The following is a 23,310-nucleotide window of genomic DNA, read 5'->3' as shown; positions in this document are numbered from 1 at the left end:
AGGCAATGACCTAATGACCAATGACTAATCTTACTCACTTCTAAGACTCTTTATCGGGTTAACGATGGCTACTTTTATAGATTCATAACTAACCGTTACCCACGAAATGATTAATGCAGCTATGGAGGACAGGACAAAGACCGTCCACCCGACATTGATATGATAGGCAAAGCCTTCCAGCCAATGGTTAACCGCAAACCACGAAAGCGGTATTGCTATAACTATGGCTATCAATATCAACCTGGTAAATCCGGTCGACAATAAATAAACAATATTCATCAGCGAAGCCCCTAAAACCTTGCGCACGCCTATTTCGCGGGTGCGCTGTTCAGCCATAAATGCCGACAGGCCATACAAGCCAAGGCACGAAATAAAGATGGCCAGGCCTGCAAACAGGTTAAATATGCTGCCCATTTTCTGCTCGCCTTTGTACATCCTGGCTAAATCCTGGTCCAGGAAATCATATTTAAACGGATAAGACGGGTTAAGCTGGCGGCTTACTTGTTCAAGGGCCTTTATAGTTGCCCCGGTGGTTTTGGGTTGGGTTCGTAAAATTATGTAACCGCCATACTTATTAAACCTTAATGCCAGCGGCTCGATAGCCTGCTGGATAGGTTTAAAATTAAAATCCTTAACTACACCTATAATGTAGCCTTTGTTTTCATTAAACGATAGGGGTTTTCCTATTGCGTCGTCAGGTTTAAGCCCCATTACAGCCAGCATTTTTTCATTTACAACATAATTGTTCGAATCAGTTTTAAATGCACTTGAAAAACCACGGCCTTTCAGTATTTTCATTTTAAATACCGAAATAAAATCCTCGTTAACATCCATCGACGGGATAACTATTTGCGATTTTGGGTCTTTGCCCTCCCATTTTACATCAAGCGTACCGGCTATCAAATTGATGGGCAAATCGTTAACAATTGCAAAATTAGCAGTAAGCGGGTTACGCTTAAGCTCAGTTTTCAATGCCTGCTGTTTGTTCCACATATCGCCATTCATGGGCATATACAGCAGGTTAGCTTTTTCGAAACCCGGGTTGCGGTTTTGGATAAATTTAAGCTGGTTGTAAATAGTAACGGTGCCTACAAGCAACAAAATAGAAACGGCAAATTGTATTACCACCAGTGCGTTACGGAAGGTAAGATTGCCCCCCATCGACTTCATGTTACCATTAAGCACCTTAACCGGGTTAAAGCCTGAAAGGAACAAAGCAGGATAGCTGCCCGAAATAAGCCCGGTAAGAGCCGCAATACCAAGCAGGCTTAACCAAAGTTTTGCGTCTAAAAAATTTATGGCGAGCTGCTTATCGGCCAGGTTATTAAACACCGGTAAAAACAGCCAGACCATTGCCAGTGCCAGCAGCAACGCGAAAAACGATATCAATACAGATTCGCTTAAAAATTGCAAAATGAGTTGCCCGCGAATAGCGCCCGATACTTTACGCAGCCCTATTTCTCTTGCCCTGCGGGCTGAACGCGCAGTGGCCAGGTTCATGAAATTTATACAGGCAACTACGAGTACCAAAATAGCAACGATAAAGAAAATGGTAACGTATTGCGAGTTTCCATGCCCTTCCAAATCCACTTGCAAAGGCGCTGCAAGGTGAATTGCGGTTAAGGGCTGTAATTGAAAAATTATTTTTTGGTCAGGCTGATGCGCTTTATAAATCGCATTCATCTTTTGATTGAACTTTAAAAAAGCGGCCGGTGATGGAACAAAGCTTTTATCAAGCACCACATAACCATAAAAATTAAAGTTGCTCCAAGTGTTGTTCTTCAAGTCATCAGTGCTTTGAACGATTGACGACATCGGCAAAAGAAAATCAAATTGTAAATGAGAGTTGGCGGGGATATTAGCCAAAACGCCGGTAACCACTACGTTGCCGCCATTGTCTTTGCGCAGCACTTTGCCTATAGGGTCTTCCTGCCCGAAATACTTTTTGGCCATCTCCTGCGTAAGCACCACGCCGTCAATACGATTTAAAGCTGTTGCAGGGTTGCCCTTAACCAATTGAAATGAGAACACCTGGAAAAAAGTAGAATCGACATAAAACACGCGCTTTTCCTCGAACTTCCTGTTATCTACCTCGAACAAACTGCTGGAAAGATGGCTTAGCCTTACAGTATTTTTTATTTCGGGCATTTTCGCTTTCAGGCCTCCGGGCATACCTGCAGTATTTATTGCTGCTTTAAAACCACTGGCATCGCATGTTATGCGGTAAGTTTGATCTGCATTTTTGTAAAAGCGGTCGTAGCTTAACTCATTCTGCACCCAAAGCAATATCAGTATACTTGAAGCCATACCGATGGCCAGGCCCGATAAATTGATAAACGAATATGCTTTATGCCTTACTATGTTTCTCCAGGCAATTTTAAAATAGTTTTTTATCATGGTATTTGATCATTAGTCATTAGTTCGTTGGTGCTTTATGGTTCATAACCTGAGCATGTTGCAATCTTGTTTGGAGCATAGGGCGAATGCAATTCGCCCCTACATTTGAAACTGCCAACTGCCTACTCATAACTGCCTACTCCGTTTTAAGACTATTTACCGGGTTCATCAGCGCAGCTTTAATGCTTTGGTAACTCACGGTAAGTATTGTAATAATGATGGCGCCGGCTGCGGTACAGACAAAGATCCACCAGGACAGATCTGCGCGGTATTTGTAATCCTGCAGCCAGCCATGCATAAAGTAATAGGCTGTAGGTATCGCTATCAGTAGTGAAATACTCACCAGGGTTATAAAATCAAATGACATTAAACGCCATAAACTGAATACAGAAGCGCCTAGCACTTTCCTGACACCGATCTCTTTGGTGCGTTGTTCGGCCATGAACGATGCCATTCCAAATAAGCCCATACAACTGATGAAGATAGCCAGTATGGTAAAAAAGCCGGCAAGCTTTCCCACACGTTCCTCGTTGGCAAATTTTTTGGCATATTCCTCATCTGTAAACCTGTAATCAAACGGGCTGCCGGGATCGTACTTTTTAAATACGGCTTCTATTTTAGCCAGGGCCTCATGCGTGCTCACTTTGGGATTTAAGCGAATATCAACCAGGTTCCCTATGCCACTGTCCAATACAAATATGCTGGGTTTTACCGGTTCATAAGGTGATGACATCACCATATCCTTTACAACCCCTATCACTGTAAATTTTTTACCCCAATCAATTATTTCACCTACCGGGTGTTTAAAGTTCATAAACTTTGCAGCCGACTCATTCAGGATCATGGCTGACGAATCGCTCACATATTCCCTTGAAAAATCGCGGCCATCCAAAATTTTCCATTTGGCCACCTTGCCAAATTCGGGTGTTAGCCGGATGGTTGCAAAATCGTCCTGCAGGTCAGGTGCCTTGCCCCGCCATTTTAACCCGCTATTGTTTGAGTAAACATCAGTTAAGGGGCTGCCTGACTCGGCCATTTCAATAATAGCACCGCTTTGCAGCAGATCGTTGCGCACAGCAGCAAAGCTTTTGTGGATCCCGTCGCTTTTCATTCCCATTTGTACAAGGCCTGTACGCTCATAGCCAACAGGTCTGTTTTTGGTATGCTGCACCTGCCTGAAAACGATAACGGTACCAATAATTAAGGTAACCGAAACAGTAAACTGTAATACAACCAGCACCTTACGGGGTATAGCGGCAAACCTGCCCGCCTTAAACGTGCCCTTTAATACCTTAACCGGCTGAAAAGACGACAGGTAAAATGCCGGGTAGCTGCCTGCTATTAAACCCGTAATGAGGCTAAAGCCGATGCCCATTATCCAAAAACCAGGACTATCCCAAAGAATGACCATGGTTTTATCTGCCACCTGGTTAAACCATGGAAGTATCAATAAAACAATTACTATAGAAAATAAAAAAGCAAATGCAACCACCATTAACGACTCGCTAAAAAACTGGCCGATAAGCTGGATCCGCAACGATCCGACCGTTTTACGGATGCCTACCTCCTTTGCCCTTTTTTCTGACCGTGCAGTACTTAGGTTCATGAAGTTAATGCAGGCCAGCAGTAATACAAACACGCCAATGATCCCAAACATCCATACAAATTGTATAGCGCCGCCGGTATTAATGCCATCCTTAAATTCCGAATATAAGTGCCATTTGTTCATGGGGTGCAAAAACACTACCGGCTTAAAAGACGCACCGACATTATCGCCCTGCGCAGCAATATTAATTGCCTTAAGCTTTTTTATCCGGGCATCAACCTTACCTATGTCCACATTATCATTTAGCTGAGCAAAAATCTGGAAGGAATTTTCTCCCCATTGCGTTGAAGCCTGTTTTACCCATTGCTGGCTGCTTACGTACAGGTCCCAGGGAAGTATAACTAATAGTTCGTTAAAACTTGTATTATGCGGCAGGTCCTCATAAACCCCGGTAACCTTAACCAGTTGCTGGTTATCAAGCTTAATGGTTTTACCCATCGGGTCGGCGTTACCAAAAATGGCTTTTGCCACTTTAGCCGAAAGCATAATGGATGCAGGATCTTTTAAGGCTTTCCTTGTTCCTTTAAGCATTTTCAGGGTAAGCAGATCCGGCGCTTCAGGCTGCATAAAACTGCCCTGCTGCGTTATTTTTTTATCGCCGTAAGCCAGTATGTGATCATAGTTCCAGCTTGATAATACTACATACTTAAAATCACTGCGGTAATCCTTACTTAGCATGGTGCCTAAGGGTATTGGCATAGCAGTCTGGCTGCCCACCTTGCCGTTAAACGTTTGATGCTGCCATACCTGCATTATCTTATCGTGATTTTGAAAGTATTTATTATAAGATAATTCATCCCAGATCCACAGGCCTATAAGCATTGCTACGGCCATGCCTACCGATAAACCGGTTACATTAATAAATGTATGCGCCTTGTTCTTTAAAAGGTTGCGCCAGGCAATTTTTAAATAGTTTTTTATCATTTTATTTGGTCATTAGTCATTGTTTCATTGGGCATTAGTGTGTTTGTCATAGATGACCATCCATTCATAATTGCCTGCTGCAAACTCATTTTTACCTCACCCTATTAGGGGGATTTTTAATTTAATACCAACAGGAGCCTAAACTCAATTCGACCACCTTACAATAGCTTACGAAATTGTGTCCCTGGTTTGCCTATAAGTAATAAAAGACATGCCATTTGATTAAATATCTAATTATCAAATAATTACATATAGTTATCTTTCAAACATTGTTCGCATTCGTACAGTTTGCGTGCGTTTTTGACATGCCATGTGGTTATTACATTTCAAAAAATCAGAAAATTTTTAAGGTTGTAACTTATTTGTCTACATCCCGTCATAGCTTTTATTAAATAAAAACTTTATAATTTAGCTTAAATATTACAACCCAACTGACCCTCATTTTATTTTTTAATAGCTATAAAACTATATTCATCAATATGATAACAACCAAAAACCTTTCAGCATTTATATTTTCAGGCCTTTTTATGGGTTTGACAGTATCTGCAACGTACGCACAGGATGCTAAACCTGAGGATCCGGCATTAAAAATCTACAGGGCTACCCCTGCAAGGATCAACGATTTGATACACACCAAGCTTGATGTACGTTTCGATTACAAAAAACGTTACCTGTATGGTAAAGAATGGGTCACATTAAAACCACATTTTTATCCTACTGATAGCCTTAGGCTTGATGCCAAAGGCATGGATTTGAAAACCATTGCTGTTGTTAAAAACGGTAAAAACATCCCACTAAAATTTAAGTATGACGACAGTCTTACCGTAGCTATCCAGCTTGATAAAGTTTACCACAACAACGAGACCTATACCATTTACGTTGACTACACATCAAAGCCAAACGAGATAAAACAACACGGCAGCGCGGCTATAACCGATGCTAAAGGTTTATATTTTATTAACCCCGATGGCACCGAAAAAGATAAGCCAACCCAGATCTGGACCCAGGGCGAATCGGAAAGCTCATCGTGCTGGTTCCCAACGATCGATAAAACCGAACAAAAAACTACTGACGAGATAGCAATGACCGTTCCGGCCAAGTATGTTACTTTATCAAACGGCCGCCTGGCTTCGCAAAAGGTTAATGGCGATGGTACCCGTACCGATACCTGGAAACAAGAGTTGCCTCACTCGCCATACCTGTTTATGATGGCTGTTGGCGATTTTAAAATTTATAAGGATAAATGGCGCAACAAAGAGGTAAGCTATTACCTGGAGCCTAAATATGCACCTTATGCAAAACAGATCTTCGGGATGACACCTGAATTGATCGAGTTTTATTCCAAAACTTTAGGGGTTGATTTCCCATGGTATAAATATTCGCAAATTGTTGTGCGCGATTATGTGAGCGGTGCGATGGAAAATACATCTGCAACCCTGCATGGCGATTATGTACAGGAAACCCCGCGCGAGCTGATCGATGCAGGTTATGATGCCGGTCGCAGCACCATTGCGCACGAGCTGTTTCACCAGTGGTTTGGCGATTTGGTTACTGCCGAAAGCTGGAGCAACCTTACCGTAAACGAATCATTTGCCGATTTTAGCGAAATGCTTTGGGCCGAACACAAATATGGCAAGGATGAAGCCGATGCACATAGCTATGATGCATTAACAAACTATTTAAACTCGCCCGATGCTGCTAAAAAAGACCTGGTGCGTTTTCATTACAGCAGTGAGATGGATATGTTTGATGTGGTAACTTACCAAAAAGGCGGACGTATTTTAAATATGCTGCGCAACTATTTGGGTAAGGATGCATTTTACAAAGGGTTAAACATTTATCTTAAAACGTATGCTTACAAAAATGGCGAGGCCCAACAGCTGCGTTTAGCAGAAGAAGAAGCCAGCGGACTTGACCTGAACTGGTTTTTTAACCAATGGTATTACGGCGCAGGGCACCCGGTTTTAAACATCAGCTATAAATATGATGATGCTGCAAAAACAGAAACCGTTTACCTGCAGCAGACACAGGAAGGGCAAACATTTAAATTGCCTATGGCTATTGATATTTATGCTAACGGCAAAAAAAACAGGTATAAAGTTTGGATGAATGATAAGGCTGATACGCTTAGCTTCCCATCGGCAACAAAACCTGATCTGGTAAATGTTGACGGCGACAAAACTTTGCTTGCCAAAAAAACCGACAACAAAACCCTCGATGAATTTGCATTTCAATACTTTAATGCACCGTTATACCTTGACAGGTTTGAAGCTATAACTTTTGCCGCAAGCCACCAGACTGATAAAGCCGGGCAAAAAGTTATGCTGGCTGCTTTAAAGGATAAATACTTTGGCTTGCGCATTAAAGCCATCAAGGCATTAAGTATGAGCAATGATGATATCCATAATGCGGCATTGCCTATATTAACATCATTAGCACAAACCGATGAAAACACATTGGTACGTGCCGCTGCTATAGCCAAGCTTGGTGCATTAAAGGCATCGGATAATTTAACTTTGTTTAAACAGGCTTTAAGCAGTCAGTCATATGCTGTACAGGGTGCGGCTTTGAACGCAATTGCCTTGTTAGATCCGGCACAATCATTAACATTGGCTAAAGGCTTTGAACAGGATAATAAAGGTGCATTAACGCAGGCTATTGTAACTACTTATGCAACCAATGGCGGCAGCGAACAATGGCCATATGTTTATCAGAAATATAGTGATGCAGGCCCGCAAGGTAAATTTGCACTTACCCGCAGCTTTGCCGCAATGACAGGCCGCGTTGATAAGCCCGAATTTGCACAGCAGGGTATCAGCGCAATAAAAGATCTTGGCGTTAAATATAAACAATTTGGTATTGGCCCTTTTATAACCGGTTTATTAACCGACATAAAAACTGCACGTACAAAACTGAATGATACCGCTTCGGCAACCGCAGCAGATGATGCTATTAAAGCGGTGAATGATGCTAAGTGATGTTAGTTGATTGAGTTGATCAGGTTAGATTGAGTTGAATAAGTTACGGTTTTCAAATATAAAACCTAATCAACTCAATCTAACCTAATCAACCACTTAACCAATGGTTTTAACATTTTACCTGTCAAAATTAACGTCATTTAACATTTCTGTTAATTACATTTGTTATAAAAAGACGCGAAACATCGCGTGTCTACAATAAATCGTCATGAAAAAATTAGTACTTGCATGTATATTGTTGAGCGGTGCTTACCAGTTAAAAGCACAGCAATTACAGGTTAAACCTGCGGATAGTTTGGCTAACGCGATAGACAGATCAATCAAATCGCAAATGGATTCATGGAAACTTTTAACATCAACTTTAAAAGCAAATGAAACGCTGGCTATAAATACGAACAAATTAAACTATCCTGATTTTAAAACAAGCTACTTCCGCGAAAATATGCCGGTAGCGATTTTGGAAGGAAGCTCAAAAATGCCCATAGCACAATTAGATGGGTATGATAAGATGCCGGTAATCCGGATAAACCCTGTTTACCGGGATCTTTTGCAGCAAAAAACGATTCAGGGGTTGCCAACCTTTAAATCTCCGGCAATACTTTCTCCGGCTCCGCAAAAGTGAGGTTTGGTTTTGCAGTTTCTTTCAGGGCTTCGCGGATAATTTTTCCCTGCTCCCTTTGTTCAACTACCTTGTTAAAGCTTTCCTCGTAATCTGGGTGATTGGTGTGCATAATCCTGTCCCAAAAATTTAAATACAGACCGTAATTGCATTTAACCAGTCTGTGATGCATATTATGGTGGGTTGATGTATTGTGCCATCTAAATATTTTATGGCTGGCAAATCCTTTGAGGAAAAGCTCATAGCCCAAATGCCCTGCCACATTTAACAATAATGAATAAATTCCGAACAAGGCAATTGCCGAAGCATGGTGGGGAATAGTAAATGCAATCAACGGAATAATGCCGACCTCTACCACTGCCTCAACCGGGTGAAAGGCATAGGCTGCAAACGGAGTTGGGTTAATGGATAAGTGGTGCGTTTTATGTACCCATTTAAAAAGCGGTTTCCAGTGCATTAAACGGTGGGTCCAGTAAAAATAAGTATCATGCAAAAGGATCATCAGCACAATGCTGACAAAATAATATATGTACCCGTATTTGTTGAGCGGAGCATAAACAAGTGTTAAGCCTTTAGCCCCAGCAAGTATCGTCAGCACTATTACTGCGCCAAATATTAGTACGGTAACAAAGGAATATTTTATTTCGCGGAAGATGTGCCGTTTATCCGGGTAATGCTGCTGAATTTTTGAGTACCAGTACCGTTTATTTTTCCATACATAAAAAAACAGGTAAAACGTGCCGGTAAATAATAAGTAGCGGGTGCTTATATTAAACAGTACTTTTAAAGTATCATATGAATAAAGCGATTGCATATTGTTTCTAACGCAAAAAATTAAAAATCCTTATTCAGTAGCTTTTCCAATTCAGCAAAGCTGATGTTCATTTTAACGCGGCCTTGCTTGGCATATGAGATCTCGCCGGTTTCTTCAGACACAATTATTGCTGTGGCATCATTTGCTTCGGTTACGCCAATGCCTGCACGGTGACGTAAACCAAATTGCGTTGGTAGATCTGTTTTTTCGGTAAGTGGCAAAATACAGCTGGCCGATTTTATCTTATTTTCTGCAATAACCACAGCTCCGTCATGCAGCGGACTGCTTTTTTGAAAAATACTTTCCAGCAAACGCTTTGAGATCTTTGCTTCAATTATTTCGCAGCTGTTCTGGTAAAACTGCTCATCATAATATTTTGCAAAAACTATAAGTGCGCCGGTACGCGTCTGCTTAAGGCTTTTGCAGGCATCAATTATTGGTTTAATACGTGCATAGTTATCCTTTTCTATTTGTGCTTTGCCAAAAAAATATTGCCACCATGCCTTATTACGCTGTAATGATGCATTTTTACCTACTAACAGTAAAAACCTCCTGATCTCCTGCTGAAACAATACTATTACGGCTATAATACCAACATCGGCTACTTTTTTAAGGATGCCTGCAAGCAGGGGCATTTTCTCTTGCGGCACAATAAAGTAAAGCACATATATCAGCGTAAGCCCTATAAATATATTTGCTGCAATGGTGCCTCGTATAAGATTATATAATTGATATATAATAATAGCCAGCAGAATGATATCCAGGATGGAGAATGGCGTAATTTTTAAGAGACCGAAATCAAACGATTGCATTTAGCTAAGGTAAGAAGAGATGTGAGATTTGAGATATGAGATTTGAGATTTTGTTTAATCTAAAAGTCGGAAAAGTCCGGGAGTCGGAAAGATAAAAGGTTTAAAACTTACGAAGTTGTGAAAACTAAGTTTTTTCGGTTTTTTTTCTCGTCCGCACATTCGCACATCAAAAATCCGCACATCAGCACTCTATCCCAAAAACGGCCCGCCGGGTACGCCCCAGCCCCATTCGGGCATTGGTACGTTTGGATCTTCGGTTATGCTGTCTGTATTTGAGTTGATAACTGCTATGCGGGTACCCCATTCAAGGTAGGCCATAAACGCCGAGCGAAATTCAGGGTCAGCAGGCAATGCCAGTTCATCGCCAGTTTCGAGTAACAGCTCCATCCAGCGTTTGCGGTGCTCTTCTGTAAGGTATTTTTGAAGGTGTTTTTTTATCATATTAAAATGACTGCCTTCCGACTCACTGTAAACTTTAGGCCCGCCCAATACCTCGGCAACAAAATGCGCCACATGCAGCCGGTGCTCAGCAGACATATGTTTAAAAACAGGTTCAAGGATCTCATCCTGCAAAACCTTGTCATAAAATTTATCGAAAAGGGTTACAAATACGGGCATTCCGCCTACCCATTCGTAAAGCGTAGGAACCTTTGGGTTATCGTTTGCTGCCATGTGGGTAATGTTGGAAAGTTGTAATGTTTAAAGGTTGGAAAGTTATTTGAAAAATCTCCTATTCAAAATTACGAACTAATCTCCGGTCTCTAACCTCTAATCACTTTTTCCTTTTTCTTCGGGAACACCAAAGATGCTACCACACTTATCACCAGGATGGCTAAAATTATTAACGGTGAGTTGCCGGTGGTAAGCCCTATCCTATCCACATAATTTGCGGCCAGCATTTTTAGTCCGATAAAGGCCAGCAATACCGCAAGCCCAACCTTTAAATAATGGAACTTATCAATAATATTAACCAGTAAAAAGAACATGGAGCGCAGGCCCAGTATGGCAAATATGTTGGAGAAGAAAACGATGTAAGGATCTTTAGTTATTGAAAATATAGCGGGGATTGAATCAACCGCGAAAACAAGATCAGTAACCTCAATGATAAGCAGCACCAGGAATAACGGCGTGATCAGTTTTTTACCGTTTATCTTAACAAAAAACTTATTCCCTTCAAACTGCGGGTGCACCGCAAAATATTTGGATGCTAATTTTACTATTTTGTGGTTTTCCGGGTCTATCTTGTCCTCCTGGTTACGGTTAATAAACATGCTAACGCCGGTATAAACCAAAAATGCGCCGAACAGGTAAAGGATCCAATGAAAACGGGTGATAAGTGCAGAGCCAAGGAATATAAAGGCAAAGCGCATTAATACAGCACCGATGATCCCCCAAAAAAGCACTTTATGATAATACTTCGGGTTAACGCCAAAAGCTGTAAACACTAATACAATGACAAATATATTATCAACCGATAAGGCATACTCTACAACGTAACCGGTGATAAACTCCAGGCCCAGGTTTTTGCGGTAAAGCTCAAGGCTCCCAGCAAAATCATTAGGGTTAAGCTTAAGGTGATGAAAGTTATCAATGTTGACCTGCTGCAGGGCGGCAAAACTATCAATATGGTGCAGCAGGTGGCCGAAATTTAAGATCAGGGTATAAAAACCCAGCGACATGCCTATCCAAACCGCGCTCATAATTCCTGCCTGTTTCAGGCTTACCGGCTTGTCGGTTTTTGTAAACAAGCCGAGGTCAAGCGCAAGCATTATTAAAATGAATACAATGAAACCCGAAATAAAAATTAATTCGTTACTCATTATTTATTGCGTTCGGTCGTAAACCTTACTAACTGCTCCAGCCCCAGGCGTGAATCACCATTTGGGAATGTATTTAAGATCTCAAATGCCTCATCCTGGTATTTCTTCATTTGGCTTTCGGCATATTGCAGTCCGCCGGTTTCCTTTACAAAACTAATAATGCGGGCAATTTTAGCCGGGTCGTCATTATGGTTTTTTACCAGGTTTATCATTTGTTTCTTAACATCAGCTTTGCTGTTATTAAGCGCATATATAAGCGGCAGGGTAACCTTTTTTTCCTTTATATCAATTCCAAGCGGTTTACCGACATCATCTGTGCCAAAATCAAACATATCGTCCTTTATTTGGAAAGCTATGCCTATTTTTTCGCCAAACAGGCGCATTTTTTCAATGGTTTCATCGTCAGCCCCTGCCGATGCTGCTCCGCACTCGCAGCAACTGGCTATCAAACTGGCCGTTTTTTGTCTTATCACTTCATAGTAAACCTTCTCCTCTATATCCATCCGGCGTACCTTCTCCACCTGCAGCAGCTCACCCTCAATCATCTGTTCCATTGCTGTAGAAACTATTTTCAGAAACCTGTAATCGTCATTCTTCATGGAGAGCAGCAAGCCTTTTGACAGCAGAAAATCGCCTACTAAAACAGCTATTTTGTTTTTCCATAAAGCGTTTATCGAAAAAAAGCTGCGCCGCTGGTATGAGTTATCAACCACATCATCATGAATCAGGGTAGCGGTATGCAACAGCTCAACAAGGGCGGCACCCCGGTGGGTTGATTCATTGATGCCACCGCAAATACTGGCCGAAAAAAATACGAACATGGGCCGGATCTGTTTCCCCTTACGCTTAACAATATAGTGAGTAATACGATCAAGCAGCGGAACTGAGCTTTGCATAGAAGCTTTAAACTTCCCTTCAAAAACGTCAATATCAGCCGCAATTGGTTTTTTAATCTCGTTGATGCTCAGCATTAAAATACACGCTTTTTTATGTGTTGCGCCGCTTAACCGGCTGTCCGCACAAACATAAGGTAAATTTTGCTTTGTGAGTAGTTGATTAGGTTGATTAAGTTGAGATTGAGTGAATGGTTTATTAGGCTGATAGAAATTGTTACTTATTCTAACTCAATCAACTTAATCCAACTTAATCAACCCAATCAACCTCCCCATTAAACCTTTCACAACAAATTCGCTCTACTACAATAACAACATTAGATAAAAAACATTATGAAGATCAAAATATTTGGAGGTTTACTAGTGGCCATATTAACCATCACCTCAATGGCACAAGCGCAAACCCGAACCCCTGCTATAACTCACAGGCAACACATTCAGGACCGTCGTATTAACCACGGCGTTCGCAGTGGACAGCTTACCCGCAACGAAGCCCATCATATGCGTGCTGATGAACGGAAAATTAGCAGGGATAAACGGATGGCCCGCGTCGACGACCATGTGAGCGTTGCAGAACGCAGACATTTGCGTCGCGAAGAAAACCGCACCAGCCAGACCATTTATCGCCACAAACATAATGAGCGGATAAGATAATAGTGATTATAGTTTTTGTATAAGTTTAGTTTTCATGCAGCGTTCACGGCTTTTTGCCGTGGACGCTTTTTTATTGGTTGTTGCAGAGGTTACAAAAGTTAGAATTATTGCAGTTATTGCGAAGTTTCAGAATGATGAATTCATTAAGGTTTTTTATTATTCATAAAAAGCAATATTATTTTACCTTTGCGGGAGTTGCAGAAGGGTTTGTTGTAATTGCGATAGTTTTAACATTTACAACTATTATAACGTTTCCAACTGATAAAAGGAGAGGTGTCTGAGTGGTCGAAAGAGCACGCCTGGAAAGTGTGTATACTTCAAAAGGGTATCGAGGGTTCGAATCCCTCCCTCTCCGCAACCCGTGTCATCAAAAATGAACAAAAGCCTGTAAATCAATAATTTACAGGCTTTTGTTTTTCTATCAAATGCACAAAAAACACCAAAAATGCCCATAAGTTCGTGGCAGAATCGTGGCAGTTTTTATTTTTAATAAAACTGCCACGAATTACTGTATAACTTACTGATTATCAAGTTGTACATGAGATGAACATCTTGATACCCGATAGCTGTATTCCGACATTTATTCACTCTTAATCGTGGCAAAATCATGGAAAAAAGCTTTTCCCTGCTGTATTTTCTGAAGCAGGCAGGATTCGAACCTAAAAAGTACATTTATTTACGCATAACCGTGGACGGGCATGCGGTAGAACTGTCCACCAAAAAGCGGTGGTGGGAAGACCGCTGGGACCAGGAAAAGTGCAGGGCCATCGGCGTCAAGCAGGACGCCCGGGAGGTAAACTCCTTGCTGGATACTTTAGAAAGCAAGGTATTTAAGGCCCGTAAAGAGCTGATTGAAGATGATGAACTGATCACGGCTGAGCTTCTCAGAAGTATGCTCACCGGCCAGGAAGGCCGGAAAATGATCCTGGAAATCTTCGCCAGTCACAATCAGCAAATGGAGGCGCTGGTTGGAAGCGACTACGCCGATGGTACTTTAGAACGTTATCAAACTTCTTACGATCACACCAAAGCCTTTATCCGGTGGCAGTACCAGGCCGAGGACAGGTCTATCCGCAAACTTGATCATTTTTTTATAGAGCAATACGCTTTCTGGCTGAAAACCGTGCGTGTCTGCAATCATAACACCACCATGAAGTACCTGGCTAACTTCAAAAAGATCGTGCTGATCTGTGTAAAGAACAAATGGCTGCCGGGTGATCCGTTCGCCAATTTCAAAATGACTAAAAGGCCCGTCATTCGTGAACCGCTTTCCGATTGGGAGCTGGATGCGATGATCAAAAAGAATTTTGAAAATGGCCGCCTGAATCAGGTACGGGACATTTTCATATTCAGCTGTTATACGGGGCTGGCCTATGCTGATGTAAAAAAGCTGAAACGCTCCGAGATTGAAACCGGCGTCGACGGCGAACAGTGGATCTTTACACCCCGCCAGAAAACAGATACCCCTTGCCCTATACCGTTACTGCCCGTAGCCTTGCAACTGCTGGATAAATATACCCATCATCCAAAGTGCCTGAACCAGGACAAGGTGTTGCCAGTGCTTTCCAATCAAAAGATGAACGCCTATTTGAAAGAGATTGCCGATATCTGTGGTATCAAAAAGGCGCTCACCTTTCACCTGGCAAGGCACACTTTTGCCACCACCATCACACTAAGCAACGGCGTGCCGATAGAAACTGTATCCAAAATGCTTGGACACACCACCATCAAGCAGACCCAACACTATGCGAAAATTCTGCACAGCAAGATCAGCATGGACATGGCGGCTCTGCGGGAGAAGTATGCGGTTACAACGCCCGAACCTGAAAAGGAATGTGCCGAAGTTGTAATTGAACCTCTGAGATCAGCGTCTGTGTCGCCAAAATACACCTATGTGCTTGTGGCATCTTAATGTATAAAACCTGAAGTGCCAATTTGGAACATCAAGTTTTGAGGTCACAATTTGTGACCTCAAAACATATTACAATAAGGAATAAAATGATTGATCGCAAAATGCAGCATTAAACAAAGGATAAATATTTTATTATGAATGATATAACAAGCCTAAATGAAGAAGTGATAACCGGAAAAATCTATTTTATCCGGCGTCAGAAAGTAATGCTTGACAATGATCTTGCAGCACTTTACAATGTTGAAACGAAAGTTTTAAAACAGGCGGTTAAACGGAATGCGCTAAGATTTCCCGAATCGTATATGTTTGAATTAACCCAAGATGAGTTTCAATCTTTGAGGTCACAAAATGCGGCCTCAAATGAAGGGCGCGGCGGTACACGGTATTTGCCTATGGCCTTTTCTGAATACGGCATTCTCCAAATCTCTAATGTACTTAAAAGTCAGCGAGCGATTAAAGTTAGTTTTTTGATCATTGATGTATTTGTCAAACTGAGGAAAACCTTATCAGACCAAACGGAAATATGGTTAGCAATTGAAAAAATCAAAGGAAAATTGGATAATCAGGATAAAAGCATGGAAATCATATTTCGTTATCTTGATGAATTATCTGAACGTATCCCGCAGGTACCAGAACCTGGCCCACGAAAAAGGATCGGTTATAAACCGGATAATGAATAGATCTTTAAAACTTGATGTTCCAAAATGGAACATCAAGTTTTCTGTTTTAACTTTTCAGGGTGCCGGTTTGGCACCTTGAAGGTTTCGGGTAATTTTCCTGGTACGAGCAAACTCACATAGCTCCCTATAAACGGGTTATAAGATGGCTCATAAATAATATACCCAAAATCATTCAACTGGCGGATACACTTGTGGTAGGTCACAATACTGCCGATATGCGTTTGTCCCATAATTTCTTTGCGTGAGATCGCAACCGGATTAACAAATCCATTCAGCAGCCATTTATGGAACAGGCTCATATAAATACTGAAATGCCAGACGTTGATACGCCGGTCAGCAGCCATGACCCTGAACAGATCGCTAAATAAGAGCTGACTATTCATGGCTATCGCTTGCGTCAGTCAACATTCTTTGTATATCCTGGTAACGGTAATAATAGGTACCGCCGATCCTGGAATAGTGCAGTTTGCCTGTTGCCCGCAGCGTTAATAAAGTACCCGGTGAAATTTTAAGCAACTTCCTGACCTCTGCAGCTTTTAACCACTCTTTGGACTGTTGCATGTTCTTACTGAATAAAAACTTAATATCATTAATCAGGTCATTCCGAAACGCCTGCAAATCTTCCTTGGTTATTACTTCTACACTCATCGCTACATCGTCTTGTTTGTTCAGATTTATCTTCGTCAGAACAGCAGGTACACCTTGCTGCGACTGTTGCGTTTAAAGGAGGGTTCATAGCGGACATAGCCAAACGAATGCAGGTCCTTTATGCTTTTATGATACGTCGCCTGGGCGGAAACCTTTGCAATCCGCATGATCTCATAACTAAAAGCACGCAACGGGTTTGCACAATCGTTTTGCTGCCAATGTTGAAGTAACGCGGCATAAATACCAATATGAGTGATACTTATGCGCGCATCCTTCTCAATCGCGGTAAAAAAATCCGATAAGGGCTTGATCGCCTCCATGTCTTATGCTCTACTTTTTGGATTAAAAGCTTTAGGATGCCCTCATTCCCTGGCGCCGCGTACGTTGTTTTTCTCCCTGCGCTTGCTTCTGATCATCCTGTTTATGCTCCTTTCCGATAGTTGATGATTCAGCCGGTTTGCTACTGTCCGGCTGAACAGTCGGAGAATTGGGCTGATCCGCCGGGTTGTTTTGCAGCTGCACAACTTTAGCACCTCCATCCATTTGTGGAATGGTGTTGGTTTCACTCTGTACCTGCTTTTGTTCCTGTTGCTTTCCGACCGGCTTTAGCTCCAGGCGCTGGTTATTGCCATCATAAAAATCAAAACGTTCCTGGCGCGGGTTAGCGGCCATCGTTCCCTTAATTTCCTCTCCGTCTTTGATCACCGTCATTCTTGTAACATTGCCCTTTTCCAGGGAAGCGAGCAACCGGCTCCGGTCATAAGGCACCTCAAGTTCCTTTATCGGATACTTTTCTATGGCCTTTTCATGGTTCCAGAACATGGTTTTGGTCCGGAAATTACCGCGCTCATCGGTTTCCTTAAAATCAAGGGCCTTCCAGGCTTTATAGGTTTCGTCGGTAGCTTTCAACTTTTTACCATCGCCTTCTCCCACCACTTCCAGTTTATTCAGCTCTTTAAAAACCGCACGGGAATCCAGCATATTGTACCGCTCTTTCAGCGTGTAGTTGTTTTCTTTGCCGACATAATAGGATTGGTTGAGCACATCTTCCTTACCCGGTTGCTTCAAGGCAAGGTCATACCCGTTAAAAAAATACATTTCGCTTTCCTTTGACTTGCTGAAATGCAAAGTCGAGGAAACTTCATCCTTTCCGAATTTAGCCTTGTGCGGGAGGGTAAATTCCTGCTCCTGTGCCTGTATCTTTTCCTTTAATACATTGTCCAGGTTTTCACCAAAACCCAGGAACTTTACCTGGTTTTTCAGGTAATCATAATTTTTCATGTTGATTTCCATAACGATTGAATTTTTAATGGTTAATTTTTCTTGATTAAACTGACCGGGATAGGTTGATACTTTCAGCTCTTCCGGTTTGGTTTCCCTAAGCCGGTCGTTACATAATTTTTGCTTTCTGTCAGCAATATTGCCGCGCGAAAAAAGCGAAGAATTTTATTTCGATTGCCTGGTTCAATTTCCATCGCTGATCATTTTGTGTTAATAGCCGGACTCATTTTTTTATTATCCCGCAGCAAGAGCAGATGCCCGTCTTTCAGTTTGGCCTTGATGCGCTTGACCTTTTTGGAAAAAAGACCCTTAGCCGCGCTGATCCCGGCACCGGCCAGTTGGGTGCTGACGGACTGGTCAAGGCTCATCAGTTCCAGCCCCTGCACGCCGCTCGCCGCGCCATCCCTTACCGCGTCCCCGGTAATGGCTTCAGGCACGCAAATGCCCTCTAAGCCATCCGTCATATCAAATACCGTCAGGTCCACGGGCAGGATCAGGGTACCCAGGCGGATGAGCTTTATGGTCATCGCCATCCGCTGGTTGTACAGTGCGCCGCCACCATAAAGCAATTGTCCCTTCGGGATCAGCTGGCCGTTGATCGTTACCGTGTCCAGCAGCCGCAACCGGACGACCGTACCCTCGGTGATCTTTTGTTTGCCGTCAATAACCGCAGGGATGGCCTTGAACCGTTCATTATTTGTCGCTGAAACTTGCGGCGCTGTTTTTTCCCTTAGCCTCTCCGGATGCTGGATGTCCAGTATTTTTTCGAGCAGGCCGTTCATTTGTTTCAGTTCCGGGTCCTCATCGCTTTGCGGGCTAAGCTGCTCCCGCCTATTTACTGTTGTATTTCCGGTTGACAAAAGATCGGGACTGACCTTGACGGGTTGTGCCGGTTTGTTCAGTGCGGTTTGCAGCCGGGCCAATTTTTGATAAACCTCATCAACTTCCGCCGGTTGCTTGCCGGTACCGGTTAATCCGGATGGATTACCGGCGCCCGTTTCGTTAGTCCATACAGGTTTCGTATGAACCGGAAAATGAAGGCCGGCAGTATCGGACCCGTTATTTTGCCGGTAATAAGGATCGGTTTTCATTTGTTGCTTCAACCTCACGGAATCGGACGCCGCTTTGTCGTAATAGCTCATTTTGTTCAAACCGTGGTCATCTTTCAGTTTGGCATCCGGCAGTTTTGTGCTCAAGCCTTCGCGCTGGTGGATTTCGGCCCGAGCACTGTCAGGTCTACCGCCACCAAACGCCCAAAACAGTAGCGTGGTGAACGAAAAGACGATCACCGGAAGCACCAGCAGGGATTTGCGCTGACGGCGCTCTTTAAGGGTTAATGTTGTTGTTTCCATACTATTGATTTTTTCTTGTTTATGAGTTGAGGCATCCTGAAACGCGGTGCCGTTAACGATTGATGATTTTTAAATCCGTGTTTTCCAGGGTACTCCAGCGCTGGATCAGGAAGCCATGCGGGTTATTGTCACTCCTGGATACATTACGCAGCTCCCCTTCCGTGACCAGGCTCCGGGTAACAGTACTGGTGGTGCGGATGATACTTTGGGTACCGTAGCACCGGAAATGATAGGGATAGCTGCGCAGGTCGACCGCAACGCTGTCCACCCGGATCTGCTGGCTGATATTCCCGGCAATGATACCAGCGTAATAACCATTTTCAGAAAGGTTATCATATTCCTTTTTAGCAGATTCATCCGCCAGGTAAAGCGCTTTGGTCAGGTTGGCCTGGATGACCTTGTCATCGGGCGCCAGCGTAAAAAAGAGCTGGTGAAAGGTCTTCACATGATCCCTGGCCTCCACCCCTACATTATCTTTCCGGTCAGTGGCAATGGCTTCCAGTACCTTCCCGTTGTAAAGAATATAAAGCCGGCGCTGTATCATGGCTACCAGCGCGTTATGCTGGTATTCGACATAGCCAATGGTTATAAAATAACCTATCGTTAGCAGGATGGTAAAACCGCGCACATGCTGAAAGGCGGTTTCGATATTTCGCATTTTTTTAAACATGGTTTTTTTCCTCTTTCTTTCTTACACACTTCCTTGTTTAGCTGATAGATTGTTATCAGGTCTTGCCTGAAAGCTTGCTCCTGGTGTGTCCGTTTACGCCGCCGGGGTCTGTTTTTGGCATACCGGTCTTCGCCGAACTACTTTTAAAAATGTTTTGCATAATAGCTCCCCCGGCGTACGACAAGGCCATAGACGATAGTGCACTGGTTTTGGCAAACAATGCATGGCCGCCGACATTCATAATGTAATTGGCGACACTGGGAACTGTAAAGTAACCCACAATGCCGATAAGCAGGAAGATCAGGTAGGCCGTGTTACTATTGCCGAATTCCGTACCGGGCAGGTTGCCCGTTTGCTGTGCGATAATCATATTTTCCTGGATTTTGGCGATGATGGCCCCGAATATATTGGCAACAGGCAGCCACATGAACACATTGACGTACCGGGCTATCCATTGTTTTAGCGTATGCTGGAAACCATCAAAAATGCTCAGCCCGAAACAGAGCGGGCCGAGAATGGCCAGCACGATCAGCTTGAACGTCCGTATCGTATCTAAACAAAGGGCTGCTGCCTGGAACAATACGTTCAATAATTCGGCGATCCACTTTCTGGCCATATTCTTGACGCTCCAGCCTGAAAATGCATCAGCAATAGGATTGGCATTCGCAGCGTTTACACCTGAATTACCGGGATGGCTGTACTGATACCATTTATCCGGGTCGTTATTCGTTGAATTTGGTTCTTGTTCTCCGTTTGCATCCTCCGGTTTGTCCGCCAGCATTGTTGCGATCGCCTGGTTAGCATTCATCACCATATTTTGTGTGGCGGTAACCACCGGCTGCAAAACGCCGTTGACCAGCGACAACACCATTGGAAAAAACATGATACAGAAACCCAGTGCAAAAGGACGCAGCAGGGGATAGATATCAATTGCCTCAGCCGCGGCTAGATGTTTCCATACCCTGGCAGCGATATACCACAAGGCAGCAAACCCGGCGATGCCCCTGGCTACGCCAATCATTCCGCTGCACAGCGGCAACATTTGATTATACAGCTGCTGGAGTATCCCTTGTAAACTATGCAGGTCGTCCGCCACGCCTTCCGCGCGGGAGAGTAAAGGCGAAAGCGTGGCTAATGTTGCCAGCATGGCAACCTTTGAAATCCTTTTTTTCATCATCCGTTAGTTTATGCCATACAGCTTTTTGAGTGTCCGGCGGTCGTTTACATCCCTTGATCTTTGCAAGGCGGTTTTATACGCCTGATCGTTAAATCTTCTTAAAAAACTCAGCTGGCTATGGCTGTCTGTATAGATCCGGTCAATCGCTGTCAGCCGCTCCGCATCACTCATCCGCAGTTGGCTGTCCGTCACCACCATGGTCAGATCATCCAGGTTTTTCAGGCTGGCGCTGACCAGGTGATCATAAACAGCCATCATGTAGCCGGTCTCGTCCGGGTCAAAATGCGGATCGCGCCGGAAAGTCGTGCAGGCGGCTTTATATTCACCGACTAGCGCAGCCTGATCATTAATGATGTCCGCTATCCTGGGGTACTTCCGGACAGCAGGGCTGACAAGCATCAGGCCGTCGAGAAATGCTTCGTGCAAGCTGAAGTTTCCCTGTGATACAGCCTTTACGGCGTTATAGCTTTTATTGAGCACCTCATAACCTTTGTACATTTGCTGTAAAATGCTTTTCAGCCCGGCAAGCTTCCGGTAGTCCAGGCTGAGCTGCTCGAGGCATTGGGCAACGGACTGCGCCCGACTTATCTCTGAAGAAAAACATACCGTCACCAGTAAGACAAATCCCATTTTAAACACGCTTTTCATATTTTTTACCTTGACCCTTTCTGTTTTTATCTCAATTGATCCCGTATAATTTTTTAAGCTGTTGCTTTTCTCTTTGGGCCTGTAACCGGCCGGTAGCCAGCTTCCGGCATTTCGCAGTGAAATACCCGGTAAAGGCGTACTTATCCTTCATAGCATTATACAAATGATCCAACCGTTCCAGCCTTTGCTGGTCGGTCAGCTGCAACTTGCCGGGTGTCAGTACCAGCGTCAATTCGTCCAGGTCCTTTTTGCATGCTGCTATGATATTGTCATAAACATTTTGCAGATAGGCCAGCTCGTTAGGCTGCAATAGTTTTTGCTGTTGCTGCCAGCTGATCTCACCGGAAAACACATGGATAATTTGCTGTTGCAAACCGGCGATGGCCTTACCTTGGAGATTGTTTTGTACCACCGGTTTGACCTGCCAAAGGGAATTAAAATAGGCGGTATGTAAACCGAAGGTGCCGTTTTTGAGCTCATGTGCCGTACTTAACCCGTTTTCAGCAATGCGGTAGCCGCCTTTGATGGCCTGCAGGCAGATCTCCAGGTCAGCGATCTGCACTGCCATTAACTGCTCTTTTTGGGATTGCTGGCTGAAAAAGCCGCCTAAGAACTGTGCTTTCACCTGCATTAAGGTAAGGCTGGTGAAAAGAAAAAATAACCCGGTCTTTTTTATCCGTTTCATAAAACTCTATTTTTTGTTTATATGCTGATGCTGCTGCTTTTATCCCCCTTCAGGGGCTTAGGGGGTAATGCCATAAAGCTGTTTTACTGCTAACCTGTCCTGTTCGTCCCTAACACGGGCCAGGCTGAGCATCACGTTCTGCTGGTTGAACTGCCGGAGGTGGTCCAAATTGGCCTGCATGCCACTGGAGGCCTGATGTATCCTTTGCAGCCTCCCCGCGTCATCCATCTGGGTGATGAAGGAGTTGACCGCTAAGAGCACCTCGTCCAGGTTACGCAGGCTTTCCTGCAGGATACCGGCATAGATATTCCCCATGTAGCTGATTTCTCCGGCTGAAAAATGCTTGTCCCGGTGAAAAAGCGCATTGGCGCTTTGGTACTCGCTGAGCAATTGCTTTTGCTGGCTGATGATCCGTTTTACCACGTCATAATCTGCAATAATGGTTTTGACCTGCGCCAGTTCCTGGTAATACCCCTGGTATAAATTCTTTTCCTTGTTCAGCCAGCCGGAGATATCGTTCAGCCTACCCAGCGACATGTTGTTTTCCAGTTGTTGTTCCGCATTTTGCAGCGCAATCGTCTGGTTTTGCAGTCGTTGTACCTTCAGGTCGATAGCCGTGATGATCTTTTTGAGCGCTGAGGTGAACAAGCCCACGATGGGGACCTGGGCCTGTGATCTTTCGGGCCGGGCGATTGTGAGCGCCACCATAACGCCGATAGTAAATATTATTTTTTTCATGA

General features: G+C 43.6%; 22 protein-coding genes and 1 tRNA gene. 6 read left to right on the top strand and 17 right to left on the bottom strand.

The genetic code is table 11. From position 1 onward, the window contains the following. Window positions 1–30: 30 nt before the first annotated feature. Window positions 31–2,397 (bottom strand): ABC transporter permease, encoded by a 2,367-nt coding sequence (locus JWQ54_RS18860; protein ID WP_299587940.1) that lies wholly within the window; start codon window positions 2,395–2,397, stop codon window positions 31–33. A 136-nt stretch (window positions 2,398–2,533) separates the two neighbouring features. Then, a complete protein-coding gene (locus JWQ54_RS18855; protein ID WP_299587938.1) occupies window positions 2,534–4,927 on the bottom strand; it encodes an ABC transporter permease in 2,394 nt (797 codons plus the stop codon). Between the two features lie 479 nt (window positions 4,928–5,406). On the opposite strand from JWQ54_RS18855, the gene JWQ54_RS18850 reads away from it, so the two are divergent. Both JWQ54_RS18850 and JWQ54_RS18845 read left to right on the top strand, forming a co-directional pair. Beyond that, complete coding sequence (locus JWQ54_RS18850) at window positions 5,407–7,905, top strand: M1 family metallopeptidase (RefSeq protein WP_299587935.1); 2,499 nt, start codon at window positions 5,407–5,409, stop codon at window positions 7,903–7,905. A 208-nt stretch (window positions 7,906–8,113) separates the two neighbouring features. Then, window positions 8,114–8,527 carry a hypothetical protein gene (locus JWQ54_RS18845; protein ID WP_299587933.1) on the top strand — a complete coding sequence of 138 codons (414 nt, stop codon included), beginning with the start codon at window positions 8,114–8,116 and terminating at the stop codon, window positions 8,525–8,527. Here the strand turns inward: JWQ54_RS18845 and JWQ54_RS18840 are convergent. The 5 genes from JWQ54_RS18840 to JWQ54_RS18820 all read right to left on the bottom strand — a co-directional run bounded on the left by JWQ54_RS18840 (window position 8,487) and on the right by JWQ54_RS18820 (window position 12,941). Beyond that, window positions 8,487–9,338: a sterol desaturase family protein gene (locus tag JWQ54_RS18840; protein WP_299587930.1), complete on the bottom strand. Its 852-nt coding sequence runs from the start codon at window positions 9,336–9,338 to the stop codon at window positions 8,487–8,489. The two genes, JWQ54_RS18845 and JWQ54_RS18840, sit on opposite strands and share 41 nt — an antisense overlap. Window positions 9,339–9,358: 20 nt before the next feature. Next, window positions 9,359–10,150, bottom strand: coding sequence for a diadenylate cyclase CdaA (gene cdaA, locus JWQ54_RS18835; protein ID WP_299587927.1), 792 nt, complete (start codon window positions 10,148–10,150; stop codon window positions 9,359–9,361). A gap of 189 nt (window positions 10,151–10,339) precedes the next feature. Then, window positions 10,340–10,822 carry a group II truncated hemoglobin gene (locus tag JWQ54_RS18830; protein WP_299587924.1) on the bottom strand — a complete coding sequence of 161 codons (483 nt, stop codon included), beginning with the start codon at window positions 10,820–10,822 and terminating at the stop codon, window positions 10,340–10,342. Between the two features lie 89 nt (window positions 10,823–10,911). Continuing rightward, window positions 10,912–11,970, bottom strand: coding sequence for a TerC family protein (locus JWQ54_RS18825; RefSeq protein WP_299587921.1), 1,059 nt, complete (start codon window positions 11,968–11,970; stop codon window positions 10,912–10,914). Continuing rightward, window positions 11,970–12,941: a polyprenyl synthetase family protein gene (locus JWQ54_RS18820; protein ID WP_299587919.1), complete on the bottom strand. Its 972-nt coding sequence runs from the start codon at window positions 12,939–12,941 to the stop codon at window positions 11,970–11,972. Before JWQ54_RS18820 ends, JWQ54_RS18825 begins: the two co-directional genes overlap by 1 nt. Before the next feature lie 255 nt (window positions 12,942–13,196). Here JWQ54_RS18820 and JWQ54_RS18815 point away from each other — a divergent pair, with 255 nt between their 5' ends. The 4 genes from JWQ54_RS18815 to JWQ54_RS18800 all read left to right on the top strand — a co-directional run bounded on the left by JWQ54_RS18815 (window position 13,197) and on the right by JWQ54_RS18800 (window position 16,109). Further along, window positions 13,197–13,517, top strand: coding sequence for a hypothetical protein (locus JWQ54_RS18815; RefSeq protein ID WP_299587916.1), 321 nt, complete (start codon window positions 13,197–13,199; stop codon window positions 13,515–13,517). 267 nt (window positions 13,518–13,784) lie between these two features. Next, window positions 13,785–13,872 (top strand) — tRNA-Ser (locus JWQ54_RS18810). A gap of 252 nt (window positions 13,873–14,124) precedes the next feature. Beyond that, a complete protein-coding gene (locus JWQ54_RS18805) occupies window positions 14,125–15,429 on the top strand; it encodes a site-specific integrase (RefSeq protein ID WP_299587913.1) in 1,305 nt (434 codons plus the stop codon). Between the two features lie 134 nt (window positions 15,430–15,563). Beyond that, window positions 15,564–16,109, top strand: coding sequence for an ORF6N domain-containing protein (locus tag JWQ54_RS18800; protein WP_299587910.1), 546 nt, complete (start codon window positions 15,564–15,566; stop codon window positions 16,107–16,109). A 32-nt stretch (window positions 16,110–16,141) separates the two neighbouring features. On the opposite strand, the gene JWQ54_RS18795 is transcribed toward JWQ54_RS18800, so the two are convergent. The 10 genes from JWQ54_RS18795 to JWQ54_RS18750 form a co-directional block, all read right to left on the bottom strand. After that, window positions 16,142–16,492, bottom strand: a complete 351-nt coding sequence (locus JWQ54_RS18795) for a hypothetical protein (protein WP_299587907.1) — start codon at window positions 16,490–16,492, stop codon at window positions 16,142–16,144. Beyond that, window positions 16,485–16,757, bottom strand: coding sequence for a helix-turn-helix domain-containing protein (locus tag JWQ54_RS18790; protein WP_299587904.1), 273 nt, complete (start codon window positions 16,755–16,757; stop codon window positions 16,485–16,487). The genes JWQ54_RS18795 and JWQ54_RS18790 overlap by 8 nt, the downstream gene beginning before the upstream one ends. Window positions 16,758–16,792: 35 nt before the next feature. Then, complete coding sequence (locus JWQ54_RS18785; RefSeq protein WP_299587901.1) at window positions 16,793–17,077, bottom strand: hypothetical protein; 285 nt, start codon at window positions 17,075–17,077, stop codon at window positions 16,793–16,795. A gap of 31 nt (window positions 17,078–17,108) precedes the next feature. After that, on the bottom strand, window positions 17,109–18,050 hold the full coding sequence (locus JWQ54_RS18780; RefSeq protein ID WP_299587898.1) for a hypothetical protein: 942 nt from the start codon (window positions 18,048–18,050) through the stop codon (window positions 17,109–17,111). Window positions 18,051–18,238: 188 nt separating this feature from the next. Beyond that, window positions 18,239–19,390, bottom strand: a complete 1,152-nt coding sequence (locus tag JWQ54_RS18775) for a conjugative transposon protein TraM (RefSeq protein WP_299587896.1) — start codon at window positions 19,388–19,390, stop codon at window positions 18,239–18,241. Window positions 19,391–19,442: 52 nt separating this feature from the next. Continuing rightward, complete coding sequence (traK, locus tag JWQ54_RS18770) at window positions 19,443–20,048, bottom strand: conjugative transposon protein TraK (protein WP_367187110.1); 606 nt, start codon at window positions 20,046–20,048, stop codon at window positions 19,443–19,445. Window positions 20,049–20,115: 67 nt separating this feature from the next. After that, window positions 20,116–21,237 carry a conjugative transposon protein TraJ gene (gene traJ, locus JWQ54_RS18765; RefSeq protein ID WP_299587892.1) on the bottom strand — a complete coding sequence of 374 codons (1,122 nt, stop codon included), beginning with the start codon at window positions 21,235–21,237 and terminating at the stop codon, window positions 20,116–20,118. Window positions 21,238–21,240: 3 nt separating this feature from the next. Beyond that, window positions 21,241–21,885, bottom strand: coding sequence for a TerB family tellurite resistance protein (locus tag JWQ54_RS18760; RefSeq protein ID WP_299587890.1), 645 nt, complete (start codon window positions 21,883–21,885; stop codon window positions 21,241–21,243). Between the two features lie 31 nt (window positions 21,886–21,916). After that, window positions 21,917–22,570, bottom strand: coding sequence for a hypothetical protein (locus JWQ54_RS18755; protein ID WP_299587888.1), 654 nt, complete (start codon window positions 22,568–22,570; stop codon window positions 21,917–21,919). A gap of 57 nt (window positions 22,571–22,627) precedes the next feature. Beyond that, complete coding sequence (locus JWQ54_RS18750; RefSeq protein WP_299587886.1) at window positions 22,628–23,308, bottom strand: conjugal transfer protein TraI; 681 nt, start codon at window positions 23,306–23,308, stop codon at window positions 22,628–22,630. Between the last annotated feature and the right edge of the window lie 2 nt (window positions 23,309–23,310).

This window comes from Mucilaginibacter sp., assembly GCF_028288225.1.
Taxonomy (GTDB): Bacteria; Bacteroidota; Bacteroidia; order Sphingobacteriales; family Sphingobacteriaceae; genus Mucilaginibacter.
This window is presented reverse-complemented; position numbering and strand designations above follow the sequence as displayed.

Excerpts from the sequence above, each read along its gene's own strand:
- JWQ54_RS18860 (WP_299587940.1), bottom strand. The coding sequence starts at position 2,397 with ATGATAAAAAACTATTTTAAAATTGCCTGGAGAAACATAGTAAGGCAT.
- JWQ54_RS18855 (WP_299587938.1), bottom strand. The coding sequence starts at position 4,927 with ATGATAAAAAACTATTTAAAAATTGCCTGGCGCAACCTTTTAAAGAAC.
- JWQ54_RS18850 (WP_299587935.1), top strand. The coding sequence starts at position 5,407 with ATGATAACAACCAAAAACCTTTCAGCATTTATATTTTCAGGCCTTTTT.
- JWQ54_RS18845 (WP_299587933.1), top strand. The coding sequence starts at position 8,114 with ATGAAAAAATTAGTACTTGCATGTATATTGTTGAGCGGTGCTTACCAG.
- JWQ54_RS18840 (WP_299587930.1), bottom strand. The coding sequence starts at position 9,338 with ATGCAATCGCTTTATTCATATGATACTTTAAAAGTACTGTTTAATATA.
- cdaA (WP_299587927.1), bottom strand. The coding sequence starts at position 10,150 with ATGCAATCGTTTGATTTCGGTCTCTTAAAAATTACGCCATTCTCCATC.
- JWQ54_RS18830 (WP_299587924.1), bottom strand. The coding sequence starts at position 10,822 with ATGGCAGCAAACGATAACCCAAAGGTTCCTACGCTTTACGAATGGGTA.
- JWQ54_RS18825 (WP_299587921.1), bottom strand. The coding sequence starts at position 11,970 with ATGAGTAACGAATTAATTTTTATTTCGGGTTTCATTGTATTCATTTTA.
- JWQ54_RS18820 (WP_299587919.1), bottom strand. The coding sequence starts at position 12,941 with ATGCTGAGCATCAACGAGATTAAAAAACCAATTGCGGCTGATATTGAC.
- JWQ54_RS18815 (WP_299587916.1), top strand. The coding sequence starts at position 13,197 with ATGAAGATCAAAATATTTGGAGGTTTACTAGTGGCCATATTAACCATC.
- JWQ54_RS18805 (WP_299587913.1), top strand. The coding sequence starts at position 14,125 with ATGGAAAAAAGCTTTTCCCTGCTGTATTTTCTGAAGCAGGCAGGATTC.
- JWQ54_RS18800 (WP_299587910.1), top strand. The coding sequence starts at position 15,564 with ATGAATGATATAACAAGCCTAAATGAAGAAGTGATAACCGGAAAAATC.
- JWQ54_RS18795 (WP_299587907.1), bottom strand. The coding sequence starts at position 16,492 with ATGAATAGTCAGCTCTTATTTAGCGATCTGTTCAGGGTCATGGCTGCT.
- JWQ54_RS18790 (WP_299587904.1), bottom strand. The coding sequence starts at position 16,757 with ATGAGTGTAGAAGTAATAACCAAGGAAGATTTGCAGGCGTTTCGGAAT.
- JWQ54_RS18785 (WP_299587901.1), bottom strand. The coding sequence starts at position 17,077 with ATGGAGGCGATCAAGCCCTTATCGGATTTTTTTACCGCGATTGAGAAG.
- JWQ54_RS18780 (WP_299587898.1), bottom strand. The coding sequence starts at position 18,050 with ATGGAAATCAACATGAAAAATTATGATTACCTGAAAAACCAGGTAAAG.
- JWQ54_RS18775 (WP_299587896.1), bottom strand. The coding sequence starts at position 19,390 with ATGGAAACAACAACATTAACCCTTAAAGAGCGCCGTCAGCGCAAATCC.
- traK (WP_367187110.1), bottom strand. The coding sequence starts at position 20,048 with ATGCGAAATATCGAAACCGCCTTTCAGCATGTGCGCGGTTTTACCATC.
- traJ (WP_299587892.1), bottom strand. The coding sequence starts at position 21,237 with ATGATGAAAAAAAGGATTTCAAAGGTTGCCATGCTGGCAACATTAGCC.
- JWQ54_RS18760 (WP_299587890.1), bottom strand. The coding sequence starts at position 21,885 with ATGAAAAGCGTGTTTAAAATGGGATTTGTCTTACTGGTGACGGTATGT.
- JWQ54_RS18755 (WP_299587888.1), bottom strand. The coding sequence starts at position 22,570 with ATGAAACGGATAAAAAAGACCGGGTTATTTTTTCTTTTCACCAGCCTT.
- JWQ54_RS18750 (WP_299587886.1), bottom strand. The coding sequence starts at position 23,308 with ATGAAAAAAATAATATTTACTATCGGCGTTATGGTGGCGCTCACAATC.